Raw genomic sequence first — 17,801 nt, forward strand, 5'->3', positions numbered from 1 at the left:
GCCTTGCAATTTTGCGAGGCATTTATGTTTTATAATATTAGGTTATCTTTTTTTGTTATTCTAAAACAACCCATTCAATTCGGCATCAATACGGTTAAAAATGTTTCCTAAATCCTCTGGATTGTCCACAAAGTTGATATTGTCTACATCAATGATCAATAATTTTCCTTTGTCATAGGTTTGTATCCAGCCTTCGTATCGCTCGTTCAAACGGCTTAAGTACTCAATTGATATGGAGTTTTCGTATTCGCGGCCACGTTTGTGTATTTGTCCCACTAAATTAGGAATAGAACTTCTTAAATAAATCAGTAGATCGGGTGCTTTAACAGTAGATTCCATCAATTCAAATAAAGAAGAATAATTTTGAAAATCACGATTGGTCATTAAACCCATCGCATATAAGTTGGGAGCAAAAATGTGCGCATCCTCATAAATGGTTCTGTCCTGAATGATTTTTTTACCGCTTTCGCGAATTTGCATCACTTGACGAAAACGACTGTTCAAGAAATAAATTTGTAAATTAAAGGACCAACGTTCCATTTGATGATAAAAATCATCTAAGTACGGATTGTCAACTACATCTTCAAAATGCGGTTCCCACTTAAACTGTTTCGCTAATAATCGGGTTAAAGTTGTTTTTCCTGAACCTATGTTTCCTGCTATTGCTATGTGCATTACGGTATTGTGATTTTATAATTGCTAATTCCTGATGGTGTAAAAATAGATAAAATTTGGTCTTTGTAATGAAATTTGATAAACGTTTTTTCGGAAATTACCAACTGTGTTTTTTTATCTTTTACTACATCAATAAAGTATAATTCTCCGCTTTTAGAATAAATGTATTGCGTGTCATTTAAAAGGGCAATACAATCAAAATCAGGTATTCTATGTATTTTTTTTATTTTTCCAAAAATATCACAAGCGTACCAGTTGTTGGTCGCATCAATCCATTGGAACAAATTAAAATCAGTACTGTAAAATATAATGTTTTCACTTAAGGGTGTCGCCAGTGTTTTGTAATTTTGGTTTAAATAATCGTACAAGCCTATTTGTTGATTCATACTGTTATAAACCCAAATTTGGTTTTGAGAAGCTATACCTACCGCTGTTGCTACTATTGGTATTGGACTTTCTGAAAAATTTATTTTTTGAGTCTCATTCAATTGATTGTCTAGAGTAATAACGGTATTGAAATTTTCGTAAAATAAAACTAATTTGAGAGGGTTTTGTAGATCGATCTTTGTGATCTTCCCCAATGAAATGTTTTTGTAATCCAATCTTTCGCTCCCATTAATTTTTGAAAAAACATCATTTTTAATGGTGTAATAAAACCCAAAGGAGTCGTATCCTAAAAAATCATCAGCATCCAAAGCAATCGTGTTCAATTTTGTAACAGTTGGTTTTTGATCTTGACAAAAACCTATTGCTGAACAGTAAAATAGGGTCAAAAAAACTAATTTTTTCATAATGGTAAAATTACAATTAAACCAAAAGCGTAATTGATTGTCTTAGTATTTATTTAACATTATCATTGTAACAAAAATAGTAATTTTCACACTTATCTATTAAAAACCATCAAGATGCAAAAATTAATTTACACTGTAGTAATTGCTATCGCCTCTTTTTTAGGGGTGCAAGCTCAAGAATTTCAAGGTATGGCTGTTTATGAGTCAAAAACTAGCACGTCAGATTTTAAATCTAGAATGCAAGGCAACAAAGAGATGACTCCAGATATGCAGAAAATGATGGAGGAACGTATGAAAAAAGCGTTCGAAAAAACATTTATTCTCAATTTTGACAAATCGGCTTCAGTTTACAAAGAAGAAGAAAAACTAGATGCTACAGGTCAAGGTAACGGTGGAATGAGAATGATGATGTCTTTTACAGGCGGTGGCGGAACGTATTATAAAAATGTCAAAGAAAAATCATTTACAGTGGATAAAGAGTTCATGGGAAAAGAGTTTTTGATAAAAGATTCATTGCCTAACTTACAATGGAAAATGGAAAGTGAAACACGTGTAATAGGAGGTTATAATTGTTTTAAAGCCACAGCTGTAAAGCCAGCAAGTAAAACAGATTTTAGAAATTTTAGACCTAGAAGAGAAGAAGTTGCTACTGCTAAACCAGCTGATGGCGCTGCTAAAACAAGTCTTTTGGATAATTTAGAAATGCCAAAAGATATTGTAATTACGGCGTGGTATACTCCCGAAATTCCAGTGAGTCAAGGTCCTGAAAACTACTGGGGATTGCCAGGTTTGATCTTAGAGGTAAATGATGGTAGAACTGTTATTTTGTGTTCTAAAGTTGTTTTAAATCCAAAAGTCAAAACCGAAATCAAAGCATCTACCAAGGGGAAAGTAACATCACAAAAAGATTTTGACGATGCTGTTACAAAAAAAATGGAGGAGTTTAGAGAAATGAATCAAGGACGTGGCGGAAATGGCAATATGCAAATGCGCATTGGAAATTAATACCAACTATAGTAGTTTATACCCAATTAAAATGAGAAAAATTTTAGTTTTTATCGCCTTTATAGCGGTATCAATTTCTTTTGCACAAAATATCCGTTTGGAAGGATTGGTTCAGGATAAAACAAAACTGCCGTTGGAAATGGCCAATGTGATGGCGGTGAACCAAACGACCAAAGCCATGGATGCGTACGCCATAACTACTGATAAAGGAAAGTTTACCCTAAATCTTAAATCCAATACAACTTATGTAATCAAACTAAGTTATTTGGGAATGCAAAATAAAGAAGTCACTGTAACAACACTCTCCGAAAATATGGTTCAAAATATTACCATGGAAACAGGCGGGATTGAATTAGACGGTGTGGAGATCGTTCGCGAAATGCCAGTTTCCATCAAAGGGGATACGATTGTTTATAATACAGATTCGTTTAAAACAGGTGAAGAGCGTAAGTTGGAAGACGTATTTAAAAAGCTACCGGGCTTTGAAGTAATGGCTGATGGACAAGTACAAGTTGAAGGGAAAAAAGTGGCTAAATTGTTTGTAAACGGCAAGCCCTTTATGGAAGGAGATACGAAACTAGGTTCTAAAAATATTCCGTCTGATGCGGTTGATAAAGTGCAAGTACTGCGTAATTTCAACGAAGTATCGCAAATGAAAGGACTTGAAAACAACAACGATGATATTGCACTGAACATCAAACTTAAAAAAGGAAAAGATAAGTTTTGGTTTGGTGACGTGAGCGGAGGACTGGCTAATGATAAAGGATATCTCTTTAATCCAAAAGTATTTTACTACTCCCCAAAAACAAGTATCAACGCCATTGTGAATTTGAATAATATTGGTGAGGTATCATTGACTTCTGCTGATTTTTTCAGGATAACAGGTGGCGCCCGAAATACGATTGGTCGAAGTGGAACTTCTCTTACCTTAAACCGAAATTTCTTTGGACTTTCTGGTGGTGATAATGTAGCCAAGGCGAGTGACAAATTTGGGGCGTTAAATTTGAATCACTCCGTTTCAAAAAAATGGACTCTATCTAGTTTTGCAGCCTATTCTTCTACGTTTAATCAGTCTATTACGAATTCAGAACGTGGTATTTTTGAACCGAACACGACCAACATTGCTACTTTAGAAAACAGAAAAAACAGAACAGATTCCAAAAACAATGCTTTCATTGCCAAATTTGGTTCGAAGTACAAGGCCAATGATAATTTTCAATTGGATTATGACGCGTTCTTTAGAAAAAATGACCAGCAAGATGTAGACAACAGTCAAACTAATTTCACTTCTACTTCAAACGGAAATACAATAACTAATAATAATACGGTGATTGCTTTTCAAAAACAAGCACCAGCCTCTTTCAACCAGAGTTTGAATATGTTTTATACCCAAAATCCAAAATCGACTTGGGTGTTAGAAATGCAACATCAGTACGAGGATGAAGATCCATTTTACAATCCGCAACTTTCGGTAAATCCGTATCAAAATGCAAATTCAACAAATCCGAACGATCCAAGTGCTGTTTTTGTAAATGAAAATGCGCTGAATATCGAGCAATCTCGTTTTGTTAAAACCAATAAACTAGATGCTAAAATCGATTATTTTTATCAAATTTCGAACAAAAGTATATTGAATGTAACGGCGGGAAATACGAATGCTTTTCAGTCGTACAATTCGAGTATCATGCAAATTCTTCAAGATAACTCAGTAAATCCAGTGGAGCAATCTGCCTATAATAATGATGTACGTTATCAGTTTAATGATGCTTTTATAGGGTTACATTATAAGTTTATTAGAGGCAAGTTTACTTTTAATCCTGGTTTTTCTGTGCACCAATACAACACTTCTAACGAGCAATTTGAAAACCCTTTCAAACTTAATTTCACTAGAGTATTACCAGATATGTTTGCTCGTTGGGATTTAAAAAAATCTGAAAATTTGACCTATAACTTCAATGTTCGTAATGGTTTTAACGATGTAAATGCCTTGGTTGAAGGTTTTATTTTTACCAATTTTAACAGCTTGTCACGAGGAAATGCAAAATTAGAAAATTCATTAATTACAAGTCATCGATTGAATTATTCTAAGTACAACTTGTATAATTTCACTACGATTTTTGCAAACGTAGCGTATACAACTACCAAAGATCCGGTGGTAAATGGAGTTTCTTTCCAAAGTATTTATTCCACATCAGACCGTTTGAATTTGGATGCTGAAAATGAAAACTTGAACGGAAATGTATTTTACTCTAAAAGTTTTAAAAAGTACTATAAATTAACGGCAGGAGTTAATGCAAGTTGGAGTAAGAATTTTGTTTTGAACAGAAGGATTACTAACGGAGCAACTCAGGAATTTATTCAAGGGATCGAAAATGTAAATCACGGATACAACTTAGCTTTTGCAACGCAGTTTAAAAAATACCCTAATGTAGATTTGGGTTACCGTATTAATTTTTCGGAGCAAGCTGCCAATCGGTTTACAACTCAAACTCCGACAGTAAAATTAAATTATTATTTCTTGAATGGTTTAAATGTCAACTGGGATTATGCATTTAATCGTTTTAAAAATGAAACCAACGGCATTACAAACGATTTTAAAATCATGACGGCAAGCTTAAATTACATCAAAAAAGACTCGAAATTTGAATATCGAATTCAAGCAAACAATTTATTAAACACCAGATCTAGATTGAACAACTCTTTTAGTGTAAATGGTTTTAATGCGAATGAAAGTAGAATTTTGCCTCGCTTTGTAACCTTTATTGTAAAGTATAATTTATAGGTTTCATTTCGAACCAAAAGAAAGGGGATTTTACATTAGTAAAATCCCCCTTTTAATATAGTATCGCTTTGAGTTTACAATCCAAAAGCAGTTTTTACTTGATCTACGAAATCTAATTTTTCCCAAGTAAACAAATCAACAGTAACAGTTTTTGTTAATCCACCTGGAGCAGAGAAAGTCTTAGTTACGGTTTCTGGAGTACGTCCCATGTGTCCGTAAGCAGCAGTCTCGCTATAAATTGGGTTTCTTAATTTCAATCGTTGTTCGATGAAGTACGGACGCATATCAAAAATAGCTTCTACTTTTTTAGCGATTTCACCATTGGTCAAATTTACTTTTGAAGTTCCGTAGGTGTCAATAAAAATACCCATTGGCTTAGCCACACCAATAGCGTACGAAACTTGAACCAAAATCTCATCAGCAACACCAGCTGCAACTAAGTTTTTAGCGATATGACGTGTAGCATAAGCCGCACTTCTGTCTACTTTACTTGGATCTTTTCCAGAGAAAGCACCACCACCGTGAGCACCTTTTCCGCCATAAGTATCTACAATGATTTTTCTTCCTGTTAATCCAGTATCTCCGTGAGGTCCCCCAATTACGAATTTACCTGTTGGGTTAATGTGGTACTGAATAGCATCATTAAATAAATGAGCATGCTCAGGATTTTTAGCAATGATTCTTGGAATCAATATCTCGATAATGTCTTTTTTGATTTTAGCAAGCATAGTAGCTTCTTCGTCAAAATCATCGTGTTGCGTAGAGATAACAATCGCTTCAATACGAGTTGGTTTATTATCGTCGCTGTATTCTAAAGTTACTTGCGATTTAGCATCAGGACGCAAATACGTAATTTCGTTATTTTCACGTCTTAAAACAGCTAATTCTTGCAATAATTTATGAGATAAATCAAGTGCCAATGGCATGTAATTTTCCGTTTCATTGGTTGCGTAACCAAACATCATTCCTTGGTCACCAGCACCTTGCTCTTCTTTGCTTGCTCTGTCAACTCCTTGATTGATATCAGCAGATTGTTCGTGAATAGCCGAAAGAATACCGCATGAGTTCGCTTCAAACATGTATTCGCTTTTGGTATAACCAATTTTTCGAATGACTTCACGTGCAATATTTTGCACATCTAAGTACGTATTTGATTTTACTTCTCCTGCCAAAATAACTTGACCAGTAGTTACTAAAGTTTCACAAGCTACTTTTGATTCAGCATCAAATGCTAGAAAGTTATCAATTAATGCGTCTGAAATTTGATCTGCAATTTTATCTGGATGTCCTTCGCTCACAGATTCTGACGTAAATAAATAGGCCATAAGTTTTATTATTTTATAAAATTAAGCGAGAAAAAATAATTGCTGAAAAGGACTAAAGGAGCGTTTCTGCTTTAGCATTTTTTCTACTGAGAATACTTCAGTATCCATAATGAATAAGTTTCATTATGAAGAGGTTGCAATCAGTTCAAATTTTTCCTCTGGTAATAGTTTGCAAAGGTATGAAACCATTTTGATTTGCATATAATTCTTAACTTTTTTTTACTATTTTATCTTTTGAAAATATTTTTTGAATTATAAACAAAATTAATACTATTAAAATTTTGTAGTTTAAATAATATTTTCGATATTTGATAATCAAAATAAGTAATCATGAAATCAAGTATTTGCAATGTTTTTAAGGTCGCACAGGAAAATTCCTGAGGGTTGTTTATTGCATAATTTGAACTAAATTATATAGTAAAGCTTCCCAGTATTTGGGAAGCTTTTTTTTTTGAAATACCACAAAGAATAAAAATTTATGAATACACTAAAATGCCAACAAAAAATGAATGCAATAGCGCCTATTTGTGCTGTTGTACTATTTGATAAATCATGACCCGAAAGGACAAGTTTAAAAAACTAAACCCCTTTTGGATACGTATCTAAAAGGGGTTTATTGCTTTTAGTACGAATAGTAATTAACGTAGTTTTTCAAGAAGATTATGGATTGTTAAATTATTTGGTTGAACAGAATAATAAGAAAATAAATATTGATAAAATTTTAATTTTCATAAAAACTGGTATTGATGTTGATACTAATTTTAAAAATAGAATTTCATAATTATTAACCTAAAACAAAAAAAATGAAAAAAAATGACTATTTAACGAAAGGAATCCTGTTATTGAGGAAAGGATTATGGAGAACAAAAAAAAGAAATAATACAAATGTAACGAATGAGCTTATCCATCCTAGATTTGAGATGGCTACCAATGATGTTACAGCACTAAAGACAGTGCCTAATTCATTACTTTTTTTAATGTATTCCAAAGAAAATGATGTCCTTTTTATTTAGGGATTCCAAATGTATTTTAATGAGCGAGAAAATGCATTTTAAATTAGGATTGCTGTTTTAATGGAGTTATGGTCTAAAACGATACATTTCTTTGTTAAAACAGCTTGCTTTTTGCATACTTTTGCGAATACTGCAAAAGTAATTCAGACTAAACTTTGCATAAAAATTTGCTCAGAATAAAAATTAGTGCTTTATTTGCACTCACAAAGTTCACAACAGTATTGAAATGTTATAAAGAAAGGCAGAGGGATTAGACCCGATGAAGCCTTAGCAACCCTTCGATTTATCGGAGAAGGTGCTGCATTCTACCACGCCCATCGTGGAAAGATAACACTAAGAATTTGTCTAGATAACACCTAGCTTTCTTTCTAATATTTCCAAACACAAGTCATAATTATAACAGATTTGCAATTGGAAAATAAACCAACAACAATAACATTACACAATTTCACCACGGAGTCAGGTGTAATTTTTAATGCTCTAAACTTAAGTTATCAAGTTTTTGGGTTGCCATTACATACAGCTCCCATCGTTTTGGTCAATCATGCGCTAACCGGAAATTCACAGGTTGTGGGCGATAACGGTTGGTGGAATGACCTAATTGGCACCAACAAAACTATTGATACTACAAAATATACCGTACTTGCTTTTAACGTTCCTGGAAATGGATTTGATGGAGTTGTAATTGAAAATCATCTTGATTTTACAGCAAGAGATATTGCTAGAATTTTTATAAAAGGCATTCATTTACTTGAGGTTACAAGACTATTCGCCATTATTGGGGGTTCTGTAGGTGGCGGAATTGCATGGGAAATGGTCGCATTAGAACCAACAATAACGCAAAAATTAATTCCTATTGCGACCGATTGGAAAGCTACAGACTGGCTTATTGCCAATTGTTTTTTGCAAGAACAAATTCTGAATAATTCGTCTAAACCCATTCAGGATGCCCGTACACACGCGATGTTATGTTATAGAACTCCAGAATCATTTGCCGCAAAATTTCAGCGAACTACTAATGAAGAGTTAGCCATTTTTAATGTTGAAAGTTGGTTGTTGCATCACGGCGAAAAATTGCAACAGCGTTTTCAATTGGCATCCTATAAAATGATGAATCAATTATTGAAAACCATTGATGTCACTCGCAATAGGTCTTCTTTTGAAAATACAATCCAAACTGTTGAAGCAGAAATTCATATAATAGCCATCAATTCGGATTTGTTTTTTACAGCCAGTGAAAATAAAGCGACTTTTGAGCAACTACAAAAAATAAATAAAAAAGTTAGTTATCAAGAAATAGTTTCCATTCACGGACACGACGCTTTTTTGATAGAATACAAACAATTACACAATTTGCTTCAAGATTTATTCTAAGCTACAAACACACAACACAATGAAAATATTAAAATTTGGAGGTAAATCGTTATCAAATGGTGACGGATTAAATAAAGTTATTGCCATAATAACAGACAAAGTAAATCAAGGAGAAAAAATTGCAATTGTAGTTTCGGCACGTGGTAATGCAACGGATGAGTTGGAACAAATTTTAACCATTGCTTCTCAAAACGGAGATTACAAGCCTCTTTTTGAAGATTTTAAAAAATACCAGCAAGACGTTTATGAAGCTGTTGATTTGTCTGAGGAGTTTACTATTTTAGAAAAATTGTTTGAAGGTGTCAGTTTGATTGGCGATTACAGCAAAAAGATCAAAGACCTTATTTTGTCTAAAGGTGAATTACTTTCGGCAAAATTACTGACGGCCATCCTCATAGAAAATGGAATTCATGCTCGTTTTACAGATACGCGTGAATTGATAAAAACCGATGCTAAATTTGGTGATGCACAACCATTAGAACAACTTTCGAAGAAAAATGTGGTTGCTTTTTTTAAGCAAAACACTGAAAATACAGTAAGTATAATCACAGGTTTTATTGGCTCTACGACCAATAATGATACTACAACTCTAGGAAGAAACGGTAGTAATTACACCGCTTCGTTGATTGCGAATTATTTAAATGCCGAAGAATTACAAAATTACACGCATGTTGATGGAATTTATACTGCCAATCCTGATTTAGTTGTAGATGCGAAGAAAATTGATCACTTATCGTTTAATGAGGCGAATGAGATTGCTAATTTTGGAGCTACTATTTTGCACGCCAAAACTATCATTCCGTTATTAGAAAAAAACATTCCGCTCCGTATTTTAAATACTTTCAATCATGAAAATAAAGGAACTTTAATTACTTCCAATTCTAATAAGGAAGGAATTAAAACGCTTTCGGTTCTTGAAAATGTGGCTTTGGTCAATTTGGAAGGAAGAGGGTTGCTTGGTAAAACAGGTGTCGATGCTCGAATTTTTAGAGTAATGGGCGACAACAATATCAGTGTTAGTATTATTTCGCAAGGTTCATCAGAGCGTGGAATAGGCTTGGTTGTGGCTGCTGACAAAGCAACTACGGCCATGATTGAATTGGAAAAGGAATTCGAAAATGATTTCTATTCGAAAGATGTCAATAAAATAACTGTGGCTGATGATGTAGCTGTCATCTCAATTATTGGGCAGGATTTAAGCACTTTTCACAAACCTTACACGGCTTTAATCAAGAATAAAATTGTTCCGATTCTGTTTAACAATACGGTGACGGGTAAGAATGTGAGTTTGGTTGTTAAAAAATCACAATTGCACAAAGCCTTAAATGTGATTCACGGAGAGATTTTTGGCGTTGCCAAGAAAATAAATATTGCTGTTTTTGGTCACGGTTTGGTGGGCGGCACCTTGATTAATCAAATTTTAGAATCGGCAGCAGCCATCGAAAAAAGAAAAGATATTAAGTTGAATGTTTTTGCGATTGCCAACTCTAAGAATGTTCTCTTGAATAAAAACGGCGTAACGCCCAACTGGAAAAACGAAATTCAAACCAACGGATTCTCGTATACCATTGATGACGTGATTGCCTACGCAAATGAGCATCATTTAGAGAATTTAATTGCCGTTGATAATACAGCAAGTGCTGATTTTGTTACGAATTATATTTCGTTAGTAGAAAATAGTTTCGATTTGATTTCGTCAAACAAAGTGGCCAATACGTTAAGTTATAGTTTTTATAAAAAATTACGAAAAGTTCTGGCAGAAAACCAAAAGACGTATCTTTATGAAACCAATGTTGGAGCAGGATTACCGTTGATTGACACTATTAAATTGTTGCATCTTTCTGGTGAAAACATCACAAAGATTAAAGGCGTTTTCTCGGGAACATTGAGTTATTTGTTCAATAATTTTTCGGCCAAAGACGTGCCGTTTAGCGAGATTTTGAAAGAAGCCATCGATAACGGATATACCGAGCCAGATCCAAGAGAGGATTTATGCGGAAATGATGTAGGACGAAAATTATTGATTTTGGCTAGAGAACTAGATTTGCAAAATGAGTTTGAAGAAATTGCTATTCAAAATTTAATTCCAGAACATTTGCGTAGCGGAGATGTAGGAGAGTTTTTGAATAAATTGACGGAGTTTGATCCTATTTATGCAAAAATAAAAGCAGAACAAAAACCGAATCACGTGTTGCGTTACATTGGAGAATTATCGGGAGATTTGCAAAATGACAAAGGAAATCTAGAAGTAAAATTAGTTTCGGTACCATCAGATACGGCATTAGGCGGATTGAAAGGTTCAGATTCTTTCTTTGAAATTTACACTGAATCGTACGGAGACCGACCAATTGTAATTCAAGGCGCTGGCGCAGGATCAGCAGTAACTGCAAGAGGTGTTTTTGGTGATATTCTAAGGTTGTCTGATAAAGGTTAGTAGAAGTAAACGTTTTCAGTAAACAGTATTTAAATATAAAATCAGTTGTATCCGCGTGAGGAAATCCGCGTTATCAGCGTTCAAAAAATATAGTAATGAAAATAACATTAAACAGAGTAAACGACAATTTCCATTTCGAATTAAAAAACGAAAGAGGGCATTTGGTAAACGTAGATAGCCGTCCTGAATATGGAGGAAACGATATGGGTGCCAGTCCGATGGAATTAGTATTGATGGGAGTTGCGGGGTGTAGTGCCATTGATATGATTTCGATTTTGAAAAAACAACGTCAAGAAATCACGTCTTTCAAAGCTGAGGTTGAAGGCGAAAGAGTTCAGGTTGGAGAAGCAAAACCATTTAAAAATATCCATGTGGTGTTTTATTTAGAAGGTGATATCAAGGAGGACAAAGCCGCAAAAGCTGCACAACTTTCTTTTGAAAAATACTGTTCGGTTTCCAAAACATTAGAACCAACAGCAACCATACATTACAAAGTAGTTTTGAATGGAAGCCCCCTAACCCCCGAAGGGGGAACTAGCAACTAATAGTTGTTGGATAAATATTAAATTTAGTAACAAACAAATCAACCCCAACACAATTCCCCCTTTGGGGGTTAGGGGGCTTATTTATGGAAAATGATAATTTTGGTTTCGAAACCCAAGCCATACGCAATCAGTTAGAAAGAACACAATATTTAGAGCATTCGGTACCGTTGTACCTTACTTCTAGTTTTGTATTTGAAGATGCTGAAGACATGCGTGCCTCATTTGCAGAGGAAAAAGACAGGAATATTTACAGCCGTTACAGCAACCCAAATAACAACGAATTTATTAGCAAAGTATGCGCTATGGAAGGTGCTGCAGCTGGTTTTGCCTTTGCATCAGGTATGGCCGCGGTGTATTCTACTATGGCTGCTCTATTAAGTTCAGGGGATCATATTGTTTCTTCGAGCAGTGTTTTTGGTGCCACGCATTCGTTGTTTATTAATTATTTTCCAAAATGGAACATACAAACCTCGTATTTTGACATCAATCAACCCGAGACTATTGAAGGTTTGATTACGCCTGACACAAAAATTATTTTCGCAGAGTCACCAACCAATCCTGCGGTTGATATCATTGATTTGGAATTGCTAGGAAATATTGCCAAAAAACACAATTTAATTTTAATTATTGACAACTGTTTTGCAACGCCTTATTTGCAGCAACCAATCAAATGGGGAGCGCATTTAGTGGTGCATTCTGCTACCAAATTAATGGACGGTCAAGGTAGAGTTTTGGGCGGAATAACAGTTGGTGATGCTGATCTGATTCAGAAAATCTATTTGTTTTCCCGACTTACAGGACCTTCTTTATCGCCATTTAATGCGTGGGTATTGTCTAAAAGTTTAGAAACATTAGCCATTCGATTAGATAGACATTGCGAAAATGCCTTGAAAGTAGCGGTGTTTTTAGAGAATCATCCTAATGTGAATAAAGTGAAATATCCTTTTTTGAAATCGCATCCTCAGTATGAAATTGCACAAAAGCAAATGAAGTTGGGCGGCAATATTGTTGCTTTTGAAATAAAAGGAGGATTAGAAGCCGGAAGAGCTTTCCTAGATAAAATTAAATTGTGTTCGCTTTCGCCAAATTTAGGAGACACCAGAACTATTGTTACGCATCCAGCCTCAACGACACACAGTAAATTATCTGTTGATGAACGTTTTGCGGTGAGTATTACCGATGGTTTGGTGCGTGTTTCGGTAGGTTTAGAAACCGTAATTGATGTAATTGCCGATTTGGAGCAGGCGCTTTCGTAACGGATAGATTTGGGATTAACGATTTTAGATTGTAGTTTTGGTTCAAACAAAGCAATGTTTCATACTTGCGAATCTTTTTTATACAATTCTAAAACAGTAAAATGCTCTCAAAAAAAACAAAATACGGTATAAAAGCATTGACCTTTTTGGCGCGCCGTGAAGACCAAACTCCTGTTGCGATTGCGGATATTGCTAAATCTGAAAACATCTCGCTCAAATTTTTAGAGAGTATTTTATTGTTGTTGCGCCATTCCGGTTTTCTAGGAGCCAAAAAAGGAAAAGGCGGCGGTTATTATTTGATAAAAGAACCGAAGGACATCAGCATGGCCAAAGTGTATCGCATTCTGGAAGGGCCAATTGCTTTGTTGCCGTGTGCCAGTCATAATTTTTATGAGCCTTGTGACGATTGCACCGATGAAGCTACTTGCGCTGTTCGCAAATTAATGACTGAAGTGCGTGATAATACGCTTATGGTTTTGGAAAATAATAGTTTAGCTGATATTGCATTTTAAGTTTTAATTCGAAAAAATGTTTTGTAATTAAAGTAAATGTATTATTTTTGCACAATAATCTAGTAACCCGATAGGGTAAAAGTTTTTAAATTGAATTTTGTTGAATTGAAAGGAATGGATAAAGAATTAAAAGTGAATAATAATACCGAAAACCCTGCTGCAAGTTTTGTAGAACGATTATGGGTACTTGTTCCTGCAATTTTGTTGATAGGATTATTGGCAACATTAGTGTACAACCACCATGATGAATTTTCAGTGGATGGCTTGATAGCCGGTTTTGATCAAGAGTTTTTAATTTTTTTCTGTATTGGCGTATTTGCACAGTTAGTAGATGGAACGTTAGGAATGGGTTATGGAGCAACTTCAACTTCATTTTTATTAGCGTACGGAATTCCGCCTGCCATCAGTAGTACAGGTGTTCACGTGGCTGAAATGTTTACAACAGGAGCTTCGGCAATTTCGCATCATCGTTTTGGAAACATCAACAAAAAACTAGTAAGACATTTGTTAATTCCAGGTGTTTTGGGTTCTATTACTGGAGCCTATTTGTTGTCGGATGTAATTGATGGAGAAGTAATAAAACCGTTTATTGCTTTGTACATGATTGGGTTGGCAGTGATCATTATTAGGAAGGCATTAAAAAAGAATCTAGTAAAAAAGAAAACTAAAAAACTAGGTATTTTGGCAACTTTTGGAGGTTTTATGGATGCTGTAGGAGGCGGAGGATGGGGACCGATAGTGACTTCTACTTTATTAGGAAATGGAAGAAATCCAAGATATACAATTGGTTCGGTGAATGCAGCAGAGTTTGCAGTAGCTTTTTCAAGTGGAGTAACATTTATGCTTTTTGGAGGTATTCAAGGATGGCAAGTAATTATTGGATTGATTTTAGGAGGTGTAATGGCAGCTCCATTAGCCGCATTTTTAGTGAATAAAATTCCAAGAAAATCAATGATGATATTAGTAGGTGTTTTAATTATTCTTTTGAGTTTAAAAACCTTATCAAAACTGCTGTAAAACGAAATAAGATTATGAGTAAAGAATTAGTAGCGGCATTAGTAGAGCTTACAAAAGTCCTTAGTTTGGAGGAAACGTTTGTTTATTTAGCTGCCGAATATAAAGATAAAGTGGTTTTTTCAACTTCTTTTGGTCAAGAAGACCAGGTGATTACAGCATTGATTGCCAATAGTGGTTCTGCGGTTCAAATTTTCACATTGGATACAGGTCGATTGTTTCAAGAAACGTATGATGTTTTTCATAAAACTCAAAAGAAATACAATCAAAATATTAAAGTATTTTTTCCCGAGGCAGCTGCAGTAGAAAATTTATTGGAAACTAAAGGACCTAATAGTTTCTATGAATCAGTTGAGAATAGAAAAGAATGTTGTTTCATCCGTAAAGTAGTGCCTTTGCGCAAAGCTTTAAAAGGAAATGCTGTCTGGATTACAGGCTTAAGAGCAGAGCAGTCCGAAAACAGAAATGATTTAGCCTTATTTGAATACGATGCACATTTTGACATTATCAAATTCAACCCACTCTTAAAATGGACTTTGCAGGAAGTAGAAGATTATTTAGAAAAAAATAATGTACCACAAAACGTATTACATAAAAAAGGATTTGTAAGCATCGGTTGTGCGCCCTGTACAAGAGCCATCACTCCAGATGAAGACATCAGAGCTGGACGATGGTGGTGGGAGTCCAGTCATAAAGAATGCGGGTTGCATAGCCCCCTAGCCCCCAAAGGGGGAATTAACGAAGTGAAAAATTAATAGTAACAAAATAATTACCCCAATAGTTCCCCCTTCGGGGGTTAGGGGGCCGATAGATATGAGTACACAATTAAAAACAAACGCTTTAGAAAGCGAAGCGATATATATTTTCAGAGAGGTAATTTCTCAGTTTGACAAACCTGTGTTGCTTTTTTCAGGCGGAAAAGATTCGATTACGTTAGTTCGCTTGGCGCAAAAAGCTTTTTTTCCTGCTAAAATTCCGTTCCCATTGTTGCACGTAGATACAGGGCATAATTTTCCGGAAACCATTGAGTTCAGAGACAAATTGGTCGCTGAACTAGGGTTAGAATTAATCGTTCGCAATGTACAAGACGCCATTGACCAAGGAAAAGTGGTTGAAGAAACCGGAAAATATTCTAGCAGAAATAGCTTGCAGACCACAACACTTTTAGATGCTATCGAAGAATTTAAATTTGATGCATGTATCGGTGGAGCGCGTCGTGACGAGGAAAAAGCTAGAGCTAAAGAGCGAATTTTCTCAGTGCGTGATGATTTTGGTCAATGGGACGAAAAAAATCAACGTCCGGAATTGTTCGATTTGTTGAACGGAAAAATAGAGAATGGTCAAAATGTACGTGTTTTTCCAATTTCGAACTGGACCGAGCTGGACGTGTGGAGTTACATCGAACAAGAGCAAATTGAAATTCCATCGATTTATTTTTCGCATAAGCGTAAAGTATTCTTGCGAGATGGAATGATTTGGTCTCACTCTCCATTTGTGTACCAAGAAGAAAACGAAGAAATTGTAGAACGTATTGTTCGTTTTAGAACGGTAGGTGACATGAGTTGTACCGCAGCAGTTGATTCTTACGCAGCAACAATTTCTGAAGTAGTGGGCGAAATTAGATCTTCGACAATTTCTGAAAGAGGCGCTAGAATTGACGACAAACGTTCAGAAGCAGCGATGGAAAAAAGAAAGCAACAAGGATATTTTTAGAATACCAATTGAAAGATTTAAGGATTTAAAAATTAAAAGATTTAAGGTAAGGAGTTTTTAAAACTTGAAACTTTAAACCTGAAACAAAAATAGTAGAATGGAAGTTTTAAAAATAGCAACAGCAGGAAGTGTAGATGACGGTAAGAGTACCTTGATTGGGAGGTTATTGTACGACACTCAATCGTTGACAACAGATAAATTAGAAGCAATAGAAAAAAGCAGCAAGCAAAAAGGATATGATTATTTAGATTTTTCTTTGGCTACGGACGGTTTAGTGGCCGAAAGAGAACAAGGAATTACCATTGATGTGGCGCATATTTATTTTTCGACAGCTAAAAAAAGTTACATCATTGCAGATACTCCTGGTCACGTAGAGTATACGCGTAACATGGTTACCGGAGCTTCGACCTCGCAAGTTTCAATTATTTTAATTGATGCTCGTAAAGGCGTAATTGAGCAAACGTACCGCCACTTTTTTATCAATAATTTATTGAGAGTAAAAGAGGTCATTGTGGCGATCAATAAAATGGATTTGGTGGATTATTCAGAAGAAGTTTTTAATAAAATCAAATCCGACTTTGAAGCCTTAAATGCTAAAAGTACTTTCAAAGAGCAAAACGTGAGTTACATTCCGTTAAGTGCTTTGACAGGTGACAATGTAGTAGAATCTTTAGGCGGAATGCCTTGGTATCAAGGACAAACCATTTTGGAGCATCTGGAAGCGTTAGAGCCAGCCGATGTTTATGAAAAAGGTAAAGCGCGGTTCCCTGTTCAAACCGTTATCCGACCAAAAACAGAAGAATACCATGATTTTAGAGGCTATGCCGGAAAATTGTATGGGAATAATATCAAAGTGGGTGATGCAGTAACGGTACTACCTTCTTTAACAGAATCAGTGGTGACAAATATTCACTTTTTTGACAAGCAATTTGAGGAAGCAACTGTGGGCTCTTCGATCACCATCGAATTAGGAAATGATATCAATGTAACTAGAGGCGACATGATTGTAAAATCATCTGAATTGCCAAAAGTAGAGAAGGATATCAACACCACCGTATGCTGGATGGACAGTAAAAAGTTGGTTCCTGGTGCTAAATATTTTGTACAACACAATACCAACAGAGTTTTGGCTAAGATTGACAGTGTGAAAAATGTGATTGCAACTGATTTCTCAGGAACTACAGATGCCTCTCAACTAGCCATCAACGAAATTGGCGAAGTGAACATCAAGTTAAGCAAAGCCATTTATTTTGATGCGTACAACGATAATAAATCAAACGGGGCTTTCATCTTAATTGATGCTACAACCAACACAACAGCAGGAGTAGGATTTATAAAATAGGCCCCCTAACCCCCAAAGGG

At 35.1% G+C, this 17,801-nt stretch carries 15 protein-coding genes and 1 riboswitch; of the genes, 12 read left to right on the forward strand and 3 right to left on the reverse strand.

What is annotated here, in order from left to right; translation table 11 throughout:
- Positions 1–60: 60 nt before the first annotated feature.
- Positions 61–675 (reverse strand): deoxynucleoside kinase, encoded by a 615-nt coding sequence (locus DNC80_RS04385; RefSeq protein WP_086453323.1) that lies wholly within the window; start codon positions 673–675, stop codon positions 61–63.
- Positions 675–1,466: a hypothetical protein gene (locus DNC80_RS04390; protein ID WP_182649542.1), complete on the reverse strand. Its 792-nt coding sequence runs from the start codon at positions 1,464–1,466 to the stop codon at positions 675–677. Before DNC80_RS04390 ends, DNC80_RS04385 begins: the two co-directional genes overlap by 1 nt.
- A 114-nt stretch (positions 1,467–1,580) precedes the next feature.
- Here DNC80_RS04390 and DNC80_RS04395 point away from each other — a divergent pair, with 114 nt between their 5' ends.
- Together DNC80_RS04395 and DNC80_RS04400 are read left to right on the forward strand one after the other, a co-directional pair.
- A complete protein-coding gene (locus tag DNC80_RS04395) occupies positions 1,581–2,471 on the forward strand; it encodes a GLPGLI family protein (protein ID WP_182649544.1) in 891 nt (296 codons plus the stop codon).
- A gap of 31 nt (positions 2,472–2,502) precedes the next feature.
- The gene (locus DNC80_RS04400) at positions 2,503–5,253 is read left to right on the forward strand and encodes a carboxypeptidase regulatory-like domain-containing protein (RefSeq protein ID WP_182649546.1); all 2,751 of its coding nucleotides are present in this window, start codon (positions 2,503–2,505) and stop codon (positions 5,251–5,253) included.
- 74 nt (positions 5,254–5,327) lie between these two features.
- On the opposite strand, the gene metK is transcribed toward DNC80_RS04400, so the two are convergent.
- Positions 5,328–6,578, reverse strand: coding sequence for a methionine adenosyltransferase (metK, locus tag DNC80_RS04405; protein WP_182649548.1), 1,251 nt, complete (start codon positions 6,576–6,578; stop codon positions 5,328–5,330).
- A gap of 803 nt (positions 6,579–7,381) precedes the next feature.
- Here metK and DNC80_RS04410 point away from each other — a divergent pair.
- The 10 genes from DNC80_RS04410 (at position 7,382) to DNC80_RS04455 (ending at position 17,781) form a co-directional block, all read left to right on the forward strand.
- Complete coding sequence (locus DNC80_RS04410) at positions 7,382–7,591, forward strand: hypothetical protein (RefSeq protein WP_182649550.1); 210 nt, start codon at positions 7,382–7,384, stop codon at positions 7,589–7,591.
- A 226-nt stretch (positions 7,592–7,817) separates the two neighbouring features.
- A riboswitch (SAM riboswitch) is annotated at positions 7,818–7,925 on the forward strand.
- Between the two features lie 77 nt (positions 7,926–8,002).
- Positions 8,003–8,965 carry an alpha/beta fold hydrolase gene (locus DNC80_RS04415; protein WP_255493161.1) on the forward strand — a complete coding sequence of 321 codons (963 nt, stop codon included), beginning with the start codon at positions 8,003–8,005 and terminating at the stop codon, positions 8,963–8,965.
- Positions 8,966–8,984: 19 nt separating this feature from the next.
- Positions 8,985–11,399: a bifunctional aspartate kinase/homoserine dehydrogenase I gene (thrA, locus tag DNC80_RS04420; protein ID WP_182649554.1), complete on the forward strand. Its 2,415-nt coding sequence runs from the start codon at positions 8,985–8,987 to the stop codon at positions 11,397–11,399.
- Between the two features lie 95 nt (positions 11,400–11,494).
- The gene (locus DNC80_RS04425) at positions 11,495–11,944 is read left to right on the forward strand and encodes an OsmC family protein (RefSeq protein ID WP_182649556.1); all 450 of its coding nucleotides are present in this window, start codon (positions 11,495–11,497) and stop codon (positions 11,942–11,944) included.
- An 83-nt stretch (positions 11,945–12,027) separates the two neighbouring features.
- Entirely contained in the window at positions 12,028–13,200 is a 1,173-nt protein-coding gene (locus tag DNC80_RS04430; RefSeq protein ID WP_182649557.1) for a PLP-dependent aspartate aminotransferase family protein, read from the forward strand.
- Between the two features lie 101 nt (positions 13,201–13,301).
- Positions 13,302–13,712 carry an Rrf2 family transcriptional regulator gene (locus tag DNC80_RS04435; RefSeq protein ID WP_144891578.1) on the forward strand — a complete coding sequence of 137 codons (411 nt, stop codon included), beginning with the start codon at positions 13,302–13,304 and terminating at the stop codon, positions 13,710–13,712.
- Positions 13,713–13,802: 90 nt separating this feature from the next.
- Positions 13,803–14,729, forward strand: a complete 927-nt coding sequence (locus tag DNC80_RS04440; protein WP_255493162.1) for a sulfite exporter TauE/SafE family protein — start codon at positions 13,803–13,805, stop codon at positions 14,727–14,729.
- Positions 14,730–14,740: 11 nt separating this feature from the next.
- On the forward strand, positions 14,741–15,481 hold the full coding sequence (locus tag DNC80_RS04445; RefSeq protein WP_370628691.1) for a phosphoadenylyl-sulfate reductase: 741 nt from the start codon (positions 14,741–14,743) through the stop codon (positions 15,479–15,481).
- A 58-nt stretch (positions 15,482–15,539) separates the two neighbouring features.
- On the forward strand, positions 15,540–16,439 hold the full coding sequence (cysD, locus tag DNC80_RS04450; RefSeq protein ID WP_182649560.1) for a sulfate adenylyltransferase subunit CysD: 900 nt from the start codon (positions 15,540–15,542) through the stop codon (positions 16,437–16,439).
- Positions 16,440–16,536: 97 nt separating this feature from the next.
- Positions 16,537–17,781: a sulfate adenylyltransferase subunit 1 gene (locus tag DNC80_RS04455; RefSeq protein WP_182649562.1), complete on the forward strand. Its 1,245-nt coding sequence runs from the start codon at positions 16,537–16,539 to the stop codon at positions 17,779–17,781.
- Positions 17,782–17,801: the final 20 nt, after the last annotated feature.

This window comes from Flavobacterium sp. SOK18b, assembly GCF_014156605.1.
In the GTDB taxonomy this organism is placed as follows: domain Bacteria; phylum Bacteroidota; class Bacteroidia; order Flavobacteriales; family Flavobacteriaceae; genus Flavobacterium; species Flavobacterium tiangeerense.